A 13,119-nucleotide genomic window follows, 5' to 3' on the forward strand; every position below is an offset into this window, starting at 1 on the left:
TCCTTCTTTCAGGAGCTAATCACAATACGTTCGTTAGTGCCTGAGAGCTAACAGGCTAACGGGTTTGATCCTACGATACTGTCATTGCATAAAAAAGAGACTCCCAGCCTGCCTATTCGCATGGTCTGAAAGCCTCTATTTCCTACATTAAAGAGAAATGATTATGGCGTATTCGCTACCGGGAACTGCATGTCATAGAGCTCGCTGTATCTGCCACCTCTCTCCAGCAGAGAGGCATGGGTACCATGCTCCTCAATGCGACCGTTCTCCAGCACATAGATCCTGTCGGCTTGCTGAATGGTGGACAGACGATGGGCAATGACGAGGCATGTTCGATCTCGGAGCAGCTCCGCCAGTGCGGTCTGGATCATTTGCTCCGATTCCGTATCCAGGGAGGCTGTTGCTTCGTCTAAAATAATCATTTTCGGATTTTTTAGCAGAGCTCTCGCAATAGACAGTCGCTGCTTCTGGCCGCCGGACAACTTCACGCCTCGTTCGCCTATTTGCGTATCGTAGCCATCCTTGAAGCTCTCGATAAATTCAGCAGCATGGGCAGCCCTGGCAGCAGCCATTACCGCTTCTTCCGTCGCATTCTGATTGCCGTAGCGGATATTTTCTCCTATCGATCCGTTGAACAGTACGATATCCTGCGTGACGATACCGATCTGCTCCCTTAAGGAGTCCAGCGACACATCGCGTACATCGTGTCCGTCGATCGTAATACTCCCCTCGCCTACCTCATAGAATCTGGTGATCAGATGAGCGATCGTCGTTTTGCCCGAACCGGATGAGCCTACCAGTGCTGTCACTTCGCCCGGCTTCAGCTCCAAATCGAAGCCGCTCAGCACCTCGTCCTCCCGGTTGCCCGAATAGGAAAAGGTCACATCATGGAACTGAATATGGCCTTTCATGGAAGGCAGCACGACTGCGCCGGGTTTGTCTGTAATCTCCGGCTCCGTGTTCATAACTTCAACGATACGTTCATATGCGGCAGCCGCTTGCTGAATGGAATTGAGAATACGGCTGAAATGGCGAATCGGGTTTTGCAGCAGACGAAGATACGCAATAAAAGCAACGATCGTACCGACAGTCATCGATCCTTTCATCGCCAGCCACGCGCCGAATACGAGCACGATAGCGAGGCCTACAAAATTAATAAAATCAATGATAGGCTCATATGCCGCACGCAAGCGGGTCACTTGCACGTTCGCATCCATATTGCGCTTTGTCCGCTGGGAGAAACGCTCCGACTCATAGTCTTCGGCCGTGAAGGATTTGATCATGCGAATGCCCGTCAGCGTATTTTGGAGGTGATCGCTTACATCCGCGAGCGACTCCTGAACCTTGCGGAACGACGAACGGATGCGCTTGCCGAATACGCGGGTCGTCATAATCATGAATGGAAACGTCGCAAGCAGCATTAAGGTTAGCTTCCAATCGATCAACATCATATAGACGGCAATAGCGGTAAAGGTAAATACGTCTGTAAACAATTGCATCATGCTAGATGAAATCAGCTGCTGCAGCACGCTGACATCATTCGTTACTCTCGACATGAGATCGCCGGTCCGATTGCGGTCATAGTAGGCCACATCCAGCTTCTGCAAATGCCGATACAGATCGTTGCGCAGACGGTACAGCACTTTTTGACCAATTGCAGCCATAACCGATGTGCTCAAGTAACGCAGAATGCCGAGCGAGATCGCCGCTACGATAATACCGGCACCGATATAAAACAATTGGCTGAACAGCTTCTGATCAATGACTGTATCAATCGTATATTTGGTCAGCTGCGGCACGACGAACTCAAGCAGCGATATGAGTATGATGCATGTCAGTGCGGTAACTAGCGCCTTCCATTCCGTGCGGGCATGCTCGAAAACCCGCATAAACATCGCAAAAATGCTCGCCGGTTTTACCTTTTCCCCAGTGCCGAACTTACGAGCCACCATGCCTCCTCTGGCAGGACTTTGGTAACCTTTTTCTCCCATCATGCTCACTTGCCCTCCGTCAGTCCGCGTAAAGCGTCCCTTAATTCGCTCAATATCTCGCGAAGCCGTTCCGCTTTAGCCTGATCGCCCATCGCCGCCCGCTCTGCCGCCTTCAGCTGATGAAACAGCTCTTTCCCGGCGGGAGTCAGCCTGCGATTGCGGCCTTTGCCTTGCTCCACATCATGCTCACCCCGCGAAAATTCCGAAGCCACGTAACCGCGATCTCCCCGCTCGAATCCGCGCCTGTCGTGCCTGCCGTGTCCGGCATAATCATGGTGCCTTCCCCGCGGATAATGCACGTCTCCGCCACGGTTATAGCGACCACCCCCTCGGCCACGCCTGGACCATTCATCTTCTGTGGATGCAGGGCTGGTTGTTGTTTCTGAACATTGCTCATCATCCGATGAGGGATGAGGGAACGTTCTTAGACGATGATCATTGTCCGCAGATGCGTCCATACGCTCTTCACGTTCCTGTTGCAGGAACGATCTTCCGTCTTCCGTTATTTCAAATATCTTTTTCCCCGCCTCCTTCTTGGAGGAGACAAGTCCTTGATCGCTTAACTGCTGGAGCGTTGGATATATGGTGCCTGCTGACGGTTTATACGTGCCCGCTGATTGCTCCTCCAAATGTTTGATCATTTGATAACCATGCATAGGCTCAATCATCAACAGTTCCAGCAGCGCGTATTTCACACCGCCTCTCGAAAAAAACCTTCTGCCGGATGAGCTCCACTCTCTGCCGTCTTCACGGTGTAAAAACAGTTGCTCGTTTTCATTCCATCTCTTTTCCGTCACGTACATCATCCTTTTACGATATATCGTATTGTCTTATCGATATTCTATACGATATATCGTTAACTTGCAATATTACAGTTGAACGACACATTTGATGGTACGACTGTCCTTACAAGAAGGCGAAAAAAACAGCACCTATCCGGTAAGATACGTACTGTTTGGATGTGTCTATGAGAGAAGCTCTTAAGCCGAGTTTCTCGGCTTAGAGCTTCGTTTCGGACGCCGCAGGCTCTTCCAAGCCGATTTTCTCGGCTTAGCAGCTATCCCTCAATCCGCAGGAAGAAGATGACCGCTGTAACCGTGAAGATGCTGATGAGGGTGGACACAAATACCGTTTGGGATGCAAATTCCTTCTCATTGTCGAACTCCACCGCGAGCAGTACGCTGCTAAGTGAGGTCGGCACTGCAGAGGAGACGATTAGAGCGGCAGCCGTCAGCTTGTCCAATCCCATGAGCCATACGATCAGCCACGCAAGAGCCGGTCCCGCGAAAAGCCTGAGAAAACCGGACAAGCCGACATCGATCATATGCGGGCGGCTAATCCGCCACTTCATGCTGCCAAGCTGAACGCCAAGCGTAATGAGCGCCGTTCCGATAAAGGCATCGGCCAAGTAACCGATTGGCGTCGCAATCGGCTGAGGAATAGGTACGTCAAAGCCTCGCAGCAGAAAGGCGAGCGGTATGACATAAATGACTGGCATCGACAGAATGGTCTTCCATACCTGCCGCATATCCGTCTTATGAGCATTGACGCTGTAGACCCCATATGTATTAGGCACCAGCGATTGCGTCATCATGATCAGCACCTGGATCGCCAGCGTCTCCTTGCTGCCCGCGAAAGCCAATTGGTTCAGCGGCACACCATAGTTGGCGCTATTATAGAACAATACGCTGTTGCGCATTGCACTTTTCATACTGGGCTCATATGCCCTTGCCCGAACAACGGTCTCTACCAATAGGTACTGCCCAGCCATAAAGATGACGAAAAACAGCATCACCTGGCCAATTACACTAACCGAAATAGCCGTCCGATAGATAAGATCGAACATAATAGCAGGTGAAAACAAATAGAAATTAAGCTTCGAAAGCGTCTTGATATCCAATGAAAAAGCCCGCTGCAACACCATACCAAGCGCGACCATGATCCCCATTGGCAACACGTTTGTCACTAAGATGTGTAAAAAAATGCTCATGGCTGAATCCTGCTACTTTCCGATTGAAGTTACGCAAATAATATGCTGGTTCTTATTCTAAACCCGACCAGCTCTCTCGTAAAGGAGCAGTTGTCACACATGCAGACAAGATCCTGCCTAATAAACCTTGATTCGCCTATGTCCCCAGCACGATTAACCTATATTCCTTAACACTCGTTCCCCTCCTGTCTACCTCTTCCTCTGAGCGCCCTCTTTCAATTTCAGAACATCGAATCGACTCCGCTCTGTCCGGTCAATTTGTACGATCTGTCCGTCATGAACCGTAATCTGCATCGTGCCATAAGCCAGCCCTTGCACCTGTCCGATAATTCGTTTCAACCATACGTCATTCACTTCCACCGTACGTCCCATCCCCATCATCCTCTCACAATATGTATGTATACTGAAACTAAATGACTGTACCGTGAGCCCAAACTCCTGCTAGCTCGATAAATGCAACATCCGATGGCGCTCTTACTCTGCATGAACCAGTCGCTGCGACAACAAAAAAGATGCATATCCTCCTTGCCAGATGGTGCGCGCTGCACATTCATCTAAGCAAAAATAACATACATCTCCATTGGAATGGTCCATGCTTTTATATAACCCATAAAACCGATTGTTTTAGTTTAATTTATAGGCTTTATCTTGCATCGCCACTATTCATTATCAACAAATTGGTCAGGAACTGGTCCTTCGTTTAACGCGATGGATTACCTTCAGACAGATGCTTCAGGCCGGACACCAGCTCGTCCAACCGGATATATTCCTGCACCATCTTGGCAATCTTGATATGCTGTGTCTCCATACTCGCCATCACTTCCTCGACCGAAGCCATGTTCTGCTGCGTCGTCGCCGCGATGCTGTTGATTTCCTGCGCCATCGTTCCGTACCGCTCGTTCAGCTTTTCGGCAAATTCACCGACATGCATCGCCTGCTCACCCGTACGTTTTGCATTATCGTTCATACCTTCGAACAGCTCGCGCGCCTGGCGCGTCACTTCACTGCTCTTGATAACCGTCGTCTGTTCCTGCTCCACATGCATATACACATCATTGATCTGCTTGCGGATGGAGGAGAGAATGCCGCTGATCTCATTGGTCGATCTTCGAGAGTGATCCGCCAGCTTGCGCACCTCACCGGAAACAACCGCAAAACCTCTGCCGTGCTCTCCCGCTCTGGCCGCCTCAATTGCAGCATTCAGCGCCAGCAAATTCGTCTGCTCCGCAATATCGCTGATCGTGTCTACGATGCTTGTGACCTGCTCGTTCTGGTGCTGGAGCGATTGCATCATGGCGACGGTTCCCGCAATCATGCTGCGAAGCTCTTCCATCTCTGTTGCCAGAACATCCATCTGCTCCTTGTTTTCTTCGGCAAGATGAACATTTTCCTTCGAATAAGTGCGAAGTAGCGTCGCGCCTTCCAGCATACGCCGGATGCCCTGTTCGATCTGCTGCGCGGAGTCATTAATAGTAAGCACGCTTCCCGTCTGCTTTTCGATAGCCGTTGTCATTTCACCGAAGGTGCCTGTTACTTCGCGGGAAATCACACCGGTAGAATGCGCATGCTCCTGCTGCTCGCGGCTGAATTCCGTAAGCACACCGATAGAATTGCGCAGCTGTACAAGAAGTTCCTCGGCAAGCTCCTTCGACGTCAGCGCTTCACGCTGGCGCTCCGTCACTTCCCGTTGCAGACGCTGGCTGAAGTGTGCAGAGAAAGCAAGACCGATCGTTGCGAAAGCCAAATACAAATAGAGATAAGCCAGCGACTCTCCCGGGAATAGACGCTCCTGATATTCAGGAACGATGAACAAATATGTACTTAACCCCGCCCCTAGAATTCCGGTGAAAATAATCGGTTTATAATCCGAATAAAGTGTCATAATCGCCAAGTTGACGTATACAAGAAAATACGTGCTCACGATCGGTGCAGGATCGGATACGATAAGCAGCGTTACGATGATTGTCAAATTACAAGGCACTAAATATTTTACATACTGGCTGCCAATCCTCTTATAAGTCATAAGCGTAGCCGCGCCGCACAGCACTGCGCCTACACCTGCAAGCAACAAAATTAGCTCCAAGCTCAAACCTATGACGATGTCGGTCAATATGCCAAGTCCGAGCAATCCCCATACGACTTTGACCAGGAGCCTGTTCCTCTTGTCCAACTCCGTTAACCCCTCAATCATCTAACATTCACCCGTTCCTCAAAAGTTAATAGCGTAGGATAACTTAGCCAATCATAATTTTCCTTATGGCGGTATATTTCCTCCATATGAAACAATACAGGAATGACATGGTCGCCTTTATAAAATACTTTCTCTCCTACTTTCTCTAGCGGCACCTTAAATGTAATTCTAAGCGCACGAAGAAAAACCGGCTCCAGCAAGGAGACGAAATATTTCATCCCTCTCTTCTCTGCACAGTATACGGCTGCCGACAGGATGTCCGACAGCATCGTTCCTTTGCTTCTGCACATCTTCAGCAATGCGATCTTGTCAATCTCCGCCACTGCTCCAGCTGCTGATTGCACCTTTGGATGGTCATGGAAAGGCGCGACTTCATTAATGGGACTTAGAGCGATGTCGTACGGTTTAATTTCAGCCGTACCTCCTCCGTATCCTTCTGTTGTCAGAATCAGATACCTGTCCAGAACGTGATCCGCAAATTCCAAATCATAGCCTTTTTCTCTCCATACGGTTGTCCATATGCCGTTAAACATAGCCAGTTCCAGCTCATTCTCCACTTCCTTAAACATGAATCCCTTAACATGCTCCTTTCCTTATTAATTCATAAATTATTAATTTAAAACAGGAATGATCTGTATATTTATCGGATTTATAGCTCCTGTTTTGAATAATTTAAAAATTAATGTTAGTAAATTCTCCAATTTCGACTTATTTACTCCCCATTGTTTTTACTGGTTCTTAATATCAGATATGACCATCCATATTGTGCGTTCGCCAGATTACGAATAACAGGAGGCTCGGGTTGTACATAACGATAACAATCTCGTGATTTTGTGGTCAATTGTTATTTTCCGAAAGTCCGCTTGCGGGCCGCAAATATAAACGAACCAACCGAATCAGCTTCTCCTTTTAAAACCGACCTGCTAATTAGAAGTATGGGTGATGCAAGGGCATTATCGCCGCTCTGGAACAATTAGTGTAACGTCAATCATGACGGATGGAGTACGACTCATCATGTGCAATATCTGCTCTGGCTTACAGTGCAATAGCAAAAGCTGCGCCGCTACGACTAGACGCAAAGAGGCCATCTTAAGCAAGCGGCATCATGCCGCCAGCCAAGATGGCCTCCCGTTTCTATTCGATTAACCTGCGGTTAACTTGATTGTCGCTGTGAACTGACTGTTGTACAGGTCGGCATAAAAGCCGCCTTGCGACAGCAGCGATTCATGCGTGCCCTGTTCGATGACAGAACCTTTGTTCATCACCAGAATGAGATCGGCGTCGCGAATCGTCGACAGCCTGTGGGCGATGACGAAGCTGGTCCGTCCCGCCATTAGATGCTGCATCGCTTGCTGGATTTGCAGCTCTGTACGCGTATCAACGCTGCTGGTCGCCTCATCCAGAATGAGAATCGGAGGATCTGCCAGGATCGCCCGCGCAATCGTCAGAAGCTGCTTCTGTCCTTGTGATATATTGGAGGCTTCCTCATTCAGCACGGTATCGTAACCGTCCGGCAGCGTGCGGATGAAGTGGTCGGCATGGGCGGCCATTGCCGCATCGACAACCTCGGATTCTGTAGCCGAAGCGCGTCCGTACGCAATGTTGTCCCTGATCGTGCCGTTGAACAACCACGTATCCTGAAGCACCATCCCGAACAAGCTGCGGAGACTGCCCCGCTCCATCTCGCGTATATTCCGCCCATCAATCGTGATTTCGCCGCCATTCAATTCATAGAAGCGCATCAGCAGGTTGACAAGCGTCGTCTTGCCGGCGCCAGTCGGACCCACAATAGCGACCGTCTGGCCGCTCCTAACGGCAATATCCATGTTCTCGATTAGCAAAGCGTCTTCCTTGTAGCCGAACTGAACGCCTCGGAATGCTACATCGCCTTTTGGAGAAGACAATACGACAGGTTTGGCCGGCTCCGGCAACTCCTCCTCTTCGTCGAGGAGCTCGAAGACGCGCTCGGCGGAAGCGATCGTCGATTGAATGATGTTCGCGATATTCGCCGTCTGCGTAATCGGCATCGTGAACTGGCGGGCATACTGGATGAACGCCTGAATATCGCCGACCGTAATCGTCTGGCGCGTCACCAGAATACCGCCGACTACACAGATGAACACATAACCGATATTGCCGATCAGATTCATAAGCGGCATAATGATGCCGGATATGAACTGCGCGCGCCAGCTTGATTGATAGAGACGATCATTAATGCTTTCAAATTGCTCGATCGATTGGCGCTCGCGGCCGAACGCTTTCACGATCGTATGGCCCGTATACATTTCTTCTACGTGACCGTTGAGCTCGCCGAGCTCAGCCTGCTGGCTCTTGAAATAGACCTGCGAGCGCTTGGCTACCATCGCAATCACGATAAAGCTGAGCGGCAGGGTCAGCACCAGAATAAGCGTCAGCAGGGGACTGATCGTCAGCATCATAATGATAACGCCGACCAGCGTCACGACAGAAGTAATAATTTGCGTCAAGCTCTGCTGAAGAGTGTTGCTAATGTTGTCTACGTCATTGACGACGCGGCTTAATATATCTCCGTTCGACCGGGCATCAAAAAACTTGAGCGGAAGCCTTCCCAGCTTCCCGTTCACTTCATTCCGCAGCCGGTATACCACCTTTTGAGCCACGCCAGCCATCAGATATTGCTGGAAAAAAGCAAAGATCGCGCTGACGACGTAAAGTCCCGCCAATAGAGCCAGGATGAAGGCGATGGTCTCAAAATTAATCTCCGCTCCCGGAACCCCTTTCATCTTGTCCATTAGCCCGTTGAACAGCTCATCGGTCGCTTGACCCAATATTTTCGGACTGAATATCGAGAAGACCGTACTGAGGATAGCGGCGGACAAAACGAGAATCAGCTGCAGCCGGAAAGGCTTCAGATATCCCGCCAGCCGCTTGAATGACGTCTTGAACTGCTTGGGCTTCTGGCCGGGCATCATACCGGGGCCGCCGGGACCGAATCCCATCGGCTTCGGTCCGCCACCGGAGCCGCCTTTATTCTGCTTATGCTCGCTCATGCGCTCTCCTCCTCTGACAGCTGCGATGCCACGATCTCGCGGTATACCTCGCTGCTCTCCATCAGCTCCCGGTGAGTGCCGCTGCCTGTAATCCGGCCTTCGTCAAGGACGATAATCCGGTCGGCATCCATGACCGTGCTGACCCGCTGGGCGACGATCAGGACAGCCGCATCTGTCGTGACTTCCTTAAGCGCCGCCCGCAGCTTGGCATCGGTCTTGTAATCGAGCGCAGAGAAGCTGTCATCGAACAGATAGATGCTTGGCTTGCGCACCAGAGCACGAGCGATGGACAAGCGCTGCTTTTGCCCGCCGGACAGATTCGTCCCGCCCTGCGCGAGGATGGAGTCGAAGCCCTCCGGCATCGACTCCACAAATTCAAGCGCCTGCGCCGTCTCCGCAGCTTGGCGGATTTCCTCATCCGTTGCATCCTCTTTGCCGTAGCGAATATTGTCCTGCACTGAACCGGAGAACAAGACTGCCTTCTGCGGTACGAGAGCGATATGCTTCCTTAACTGGTCCTGAGACAAGCTCTTAACGTCCGTCCCCCCAATTCGAACCGAACCCGCTGCCGCATCAAAAAATCTCGGAATGAGATGAATCAGCGTACTCTTGCCCGAGCCCGTCCCGCCAATAATGGCCGTTACTTCGCCTGGCAATGCGCGAAAGCTGATATCCGACAGCGCCGAACGCTCCGCTCCCGGGTAGCTGAACGAGACGTTGTCGAATTCCACTACGCCCGAGGAATGACGAGGGGCTGTTACAGCTCTGCTTGCGTCAGTCACGGACGGCTGTAAGTCTAGCACTTCACCGATCCGGACAGCGGATGCGGATGCTCTCGGCACCATAACGAACATCATGGAGAACATCAGAAGGGAGAACATGATTTGCATCGCATATTGAATGAATGCCATAAGATCGCCCACACCCATGGCGCCGCTATCGATACGCCAGCCGCCGAACCAGACGATCGCAATCGTCGACAGATTCATAATAAGCATCATGACCGGCATCATGACCGCCATAATCTGATTCACCTTTACTGCGGTATTCATCAGATCGCGGTTCGCGTCCTCGAATCGGCCCCTCTCATGCTCCGTACGGTTGAAGGAACGGATAACGCGAATGCCCGTCAAGCCTTCGCGCAGCACCAGATTAAGCCGATCGAGCTTCTTCTGGATCGCCTTGAAATACGGCAGGCCCTTAGCCACAATGAGCCAGATTGCGCCTGCCAGCACCGGCAGGGCGACGAGCAGCACCAGCGTCAGCTGTGCATCCTTGTACAGTGCCATAATAATGCCGCCAATACACATCATTGGAGCCGTGACCATCAAGCGGAGCATCATCATCAACACTTGCTGCACCTGATTAATGTCATTGGTCGTGCGCGTAATAAGCGACGCCGTCCCGATCTTGTCGAACTCATGCATAGAGAACTTCTCGACATGGGAGAACACTTTCCCCCTGACAATACGGCCAAATCCCGATGAAATGCGCGATGCATAAAGGCTCGCCAACACCGAGACGACCGTACCGATGATCGTCACTCCCATCATATAGCCGCCCATACGCCAGATGTAGGCGGTATCCCCTTCTACCACGCCGAGATTGACGATATCCGCCATCAAAGTCGGCAGGTACAGCTCCGCAAGCGACTGCAGCAGGATGAGCGCCATGACCAGTACAATGACCATGCGATAGGGCTTTAGAAAACGAAACAGCTTCAACATGCTTCCGGCTCATCTCCCTACAAAACTTTAGTTGTAAACTATTCAATAGTTTAATTATACAGATTAAGAGGCCGGTTTCAATTTTTCAGCTTTGGCTTAAATCAAGCGCCGAATAATCGCATCAGAAGAATGCCGAGGAATGACAACACAATGCCAGCAACTTCGGTGCGTGTAAACTTATCTTTGACGATAAATCGGGTATATAAAAGCACAATGAGCACATTTAGAGCCACAACAGCCGATACCAGGCCCGCCTTGCCTAATCCGAATGCCGTAATAATGAGCATCATGCCAAGCGTATTCGTCGTGCCAACCGCCATGCCGATCAGGAACGTCCGTCTATCGCTCCAACGATTGACTTTGGTCGGAGCAGCCATGCCTGCATTCGCATGAACAACGGGCATGGCGGACGCTGCAGCAATCTGTGCTTTCGCCGCCGTCGCTTCCGTCCGGCGGTCCTTCAGCCACCACAGGCCGAAGCAGATCGCTCCCGTGGTGAACAGCATGAACATGCTGGGATATAGCTCCGCTCCCATCATCGTCGACCATTTGCCGGACAGGTCGTTGCATGCGAATAGAAGCGTCGCCAATATGCCCCACTGCGCCCCCTTCAAATCTTTAAACGACAAATCATTGGAATACCGGACAAGCAGCACGCCGCCTACAATAATGAGAAAGGCGATCAGTTGCATGAGGTGAAGCCTTTCATTCCATAGGAAAAAAGCCACAATGACGACAACAACTGAAGGAAGCGAAGTGAGCACCGCCACCAATGAGGCTTTCCCTACTGCAAAACCTTTGAACATACTGGCATTGCCGCCAAAAGAGAACAGTCCCATTTGGATACCGATCAGACAGGCCAGCGACCATGTTGATGAGATAGCAAGCGAGATAACGAGATTAACCAGCGCCCCCATTGCGAACGTACCGCATAGCAGGGCATTGCGATTAAGCGGCTTCTGGCTGGTCCAGTGATAGAGAATGCCTCGAAGACCAAAGCTGATTGCCGCGAAGACGGAAAAGGTGATCCACATAGATGATTGCTGCTCCTTCCACTAAGAAGACCATGAAATTGTTATATGTATGACAGAACACTCCTAATCATAGCATTGATACGAGCAGGATTCCTACTGTCTCGCATGCCGTATCCGTCTAGAGACCGAGAGAAAAGCAGGCTCTGGACGCTAGGCGCAAGCTTTATGACAGCCCTACAATAAAGAGAAGTACACAATATGCTGAACAAAGGAGCGATTGAAGACATGCCCGTATTGGAAGTCCAGAACCTGCGCAAGTCATTTGGTGACGTCAGGGCCGTGGAGAGCATCAGCTTCTCCGTCCAGCCCGGAGAGATTTTCACCATTATCGGACCGAACGGCGCTGGCAAAACGACCACTTTGGAAATGATTGAAGGCTTGCTGCCTCCAGATGCCGGCGTAATCAAATTCGGAGACAAGAGTTGGGATAGAGATGCCGAGCAAATTAAATACAACATCGGTGTTCAGCCTCAATCCAGCGCCATATTCGACTTGCTTACCGTTGAGGAAAACCTGGAGCTGTTCGCGACCTTCTACCCGAAATCCCGTTCTGCCGCTGAAGTGATGGAAATGATTAACCTGACCGACCAACGGAACCGGCACGTCAAGAAGCTGTCCGGCGGCCAACAGCAGCGGCTGGCAATCGGGCTCGCTATGGTGAACGACCCGCAGATTATATTTCTTGATGAACCGACAACCGGGCTTGATCCTCAGGCGCGCCGCAACATTTGGGATATTATCCTCAAGCTGAAGAAGCTCGGCAAAACGACGATTCTTACCACCCATTATATGGAGGAAGCCGAAAAGCTAAGCGATCGAGTCTGTATCGTCGATCAGGGCAAAATTGTGGCGCTCGACACGCCTTCCGCCTTAATCGACAGTCTGACCAAGGAACGCGAAGTGCGGCTGTCCTTTCTGGACGGCGCTGCAGCGGCTGCCGCTGCAGATGAAGTAGCGCGCGCGCATGATGCAGTCGTTCGCACTCAGTTGGAGGGCGACTCCCTGCAAATATGGACTACCAAGCCGGAAGAAACACTATATGAATTGTTCGGGTTTACAAAAGACCGCGGTTACCGCGTCGAGCAAATCTCAATCCGGGAAATGAGCCTGGAGGATGTATTCATCGCCTTCACCGGCAAGGAATGGAGGGATTAAGG

10 protein-coding genes are annotated in these 13,119 nt (G+C 51.0%); 1 reads left to right on the plus strand and 9 read right to left on the minus strand.

Going from position 1 to position 13,119, the window contains the following annotated elements; all coding sequences use genetic code 11:
* Nucleotides 1-161 precede the first annotated feature (161 nt).
* From ACFVSO_RS01115 to ACFVSO_RS01155, 9 genes are all read right to left on the minus strand, one after another.
* Nucleotides 162-1,994 carry an ABC transporter ATP-binding protein gene (locus ACFVSO_RS01115; RefSeq protein ID WP_387469200.1) on the minus strand — a complete coding sequence of 611 codons (1,833 nt, stop codon included), beginning with the start codon at nt 1,992-1,994 and terminating at the stop codon, nt 162-164.
* A 2-nt stretch (nt 1,995-1,996) separates the two neighbouring features.
* Nucleotides 1,997-2,788, minus strand: a complete 792-nt coding sequence (locus tag ACFVSO_RS01120; RefSeq protein WP_387469202.1) for a PadR family transcriptional regulator — start codon at nt 2,786-2,788, stop codon at nt 1,997-1,999.
* Between the two features lie 260 nt (nt 2,789-3,048).
* The gene (locus ACFVSO_RS01125; RefSeq protein ID WP_387469205.1) at nt 3,049-3,981 is read right to left on the minus strand and encodes an AEC family transporter; all 933 of its coding nucleotides are present in this window, start codon (nt 3,979-3,981) and stop codon (nt 3,049-3,051) included.
* Between the two features lie 189 nt (nt 3,982-4,170).
* A complete protein-coding gene (locus ACFVSO_RS01130) occupies nt 4,171-4,353 on the minus strand; it encodes a YezD family protein (RefSeq protein WP_387469207.1) in 183 nt (60 codons plus the stop codon).
* Between the two features lie 328 nt (nt 4,354-4,681).
* A complete protein-coding gene (locus tag ACFVSO_RS01135) occupies nt 4,682-6,172 on the minus strand; it encodes a methyl-accepting chemotaxis protein (protein ID WP_387469209.1) in 1,491 nt (496 codons plus the stop codon).
* Nucleotides 6,169-6,741, minus strand: coding sequence for a hypothetical protein (locus ACFVSO_RS01140; RefSeq protein WP_387469211.1), 573 nt, complete (start codon nt 6,739-6,741; stop codon nt 6,169-6,171). The genes ACFVSO_RS01135 and ACFVSO_RS01140 overlap by 4 nt, the downstream gene beginning before the upstream one ends.
* A 573-nt stretch (nt 6,742-7,314) precedes the next feature.
* On the minus strand, nt 7,315-9,201 hold the full coding sequence (locus ACFVSO_RS01145) for an ABC transporter ATP-binding protein (protein ID WP_387469213.1): 1,887 nt from the start codon (nt 9,199-9,201) through the stop codon (nt 7,315-7,317).
* Complete coding sequence (locus ACFVSO_RS01150) at nt 9,198-10,928, minus strand: ABC transporter ATP-binding protein (RefSeq protein WP_387469215.1); 1,731 nt, start codon at nt 10,926-10,928, stop codon at nt 9,198-9,200. Before ACFVSO_RS01150 ends, ACFVSO_RS01145 begins: the two co-directional genes overlap by 4 nt.
* 101 nt (nt 10,929-11,029) lie before the next feature.
* Nucleotides 11,030-11,962, minus strand: a complete 933-nt coding sequence (locus tag ACFVSO_RS01155; RefSeq protein WP_387469217.1) for an EamA family transporter — start codon at nt 11,960-11,962, stop codon at nt 11,030-11,032.
* Between the two features lie 198 nt (nt 11,963-12,160).
* On the opposite strand from ACFVSO_RS01155, the gene ACFVSO_RS01160 reads away from it, so the two are divergent.
* Nucleotides 12,161-13,117, plus strand: coding sequence for an ABC transporter ATP-binding protein (locus ACFVSO_RS01160; protein WP_387469219.1), 957 nt, complete (start codon nt 12,161-12,163; stop codon nt 13,115-13,117).
* Nucleotides 13,118-13,119: the final 2 nt, after the last annotated feature.

It is taken from the genome of Paenibacillus sp. NPDC057967 (assembly GCF_042887015.1).
GTDB lineage: Bacteria > Bacillota > Bacilli > Paenibacillales > Paenibacillaceae > Pristimantibacillus.

What these genes read in the sequence shown, in the direction of transcription:
- ACFVSO_RS01125 (WP_387469205.1), bottom strand. Translation starts at nt 3,981, where the DNA reads ATGAGCATTTTTTTACACATCTTAGTGACAAACGTGTTGCCAATGGGG.
- ACFVSO_RS01130 (WP_387469207.1), bottom strand. Translation starts at nt 4,353, where the DNA reads ATGGGACGTACGGTGGAAGTGAATGACGTATGGTTGAAACGAATTATC.
- ACFVSO_RS01115 (WP_387469200.1), bottom strand. Translation starts at nt 1,994, where the DNA reads ATGATGGGAGAAAAAGGTTACCAAAGTCCTGCCAGAGGAGGCATGGTG.
- ACFVSO_RS01160 (WP_387469219.1), top strand. Translation starts at nt 12,161, where the DNA reads ATGCTGAACAAAGGAGCGATTGAAGACATGCCCGTATTGGAAGTCCAG.
- ACFVSO_RS01145 (WP_387469213.1), bottom strand. Translation starts at nt 9,201, where the DNA reads ATGAGCGAGCATAAGCAGAATAAAGGCGGCTCCGGTGGCGGACCGAAG.
- ACFVSO_RS01155 (WP_387469217.1), bottom strand. Translation starts at nt 11,962, where the DNA reads ATGTGGATCACCTTTTCCGTCTTCGCGGCAATCAGCTTTGGTCTTCGA.
- ACFVSO_RS01135 (WP_387469209.1), bottom strand. Translation starts at nt 6,172, where the DNA reads ATGATTGAGGGGTTAACGGAGTTGGACAAGAGGAACAGGCTCCTGGTC.
- ACFVSO_RS01140 (WP_387469211.1), bottom strand. Translation starts at nt 6,741, where the DNA reads ATGTTTAAGGAAGTGGAGAATGAGCTGGAACTGGCTATGTTTAACGGC.
- ACFVSO_RS01150 (WP_387469215.1), bottom strand. Translation starts at nt 10,928, where the DNA reads ATGTTGAAGCTGTTTCGTTTTCTAAAGCCCTATCGCATGGTCATTGTA.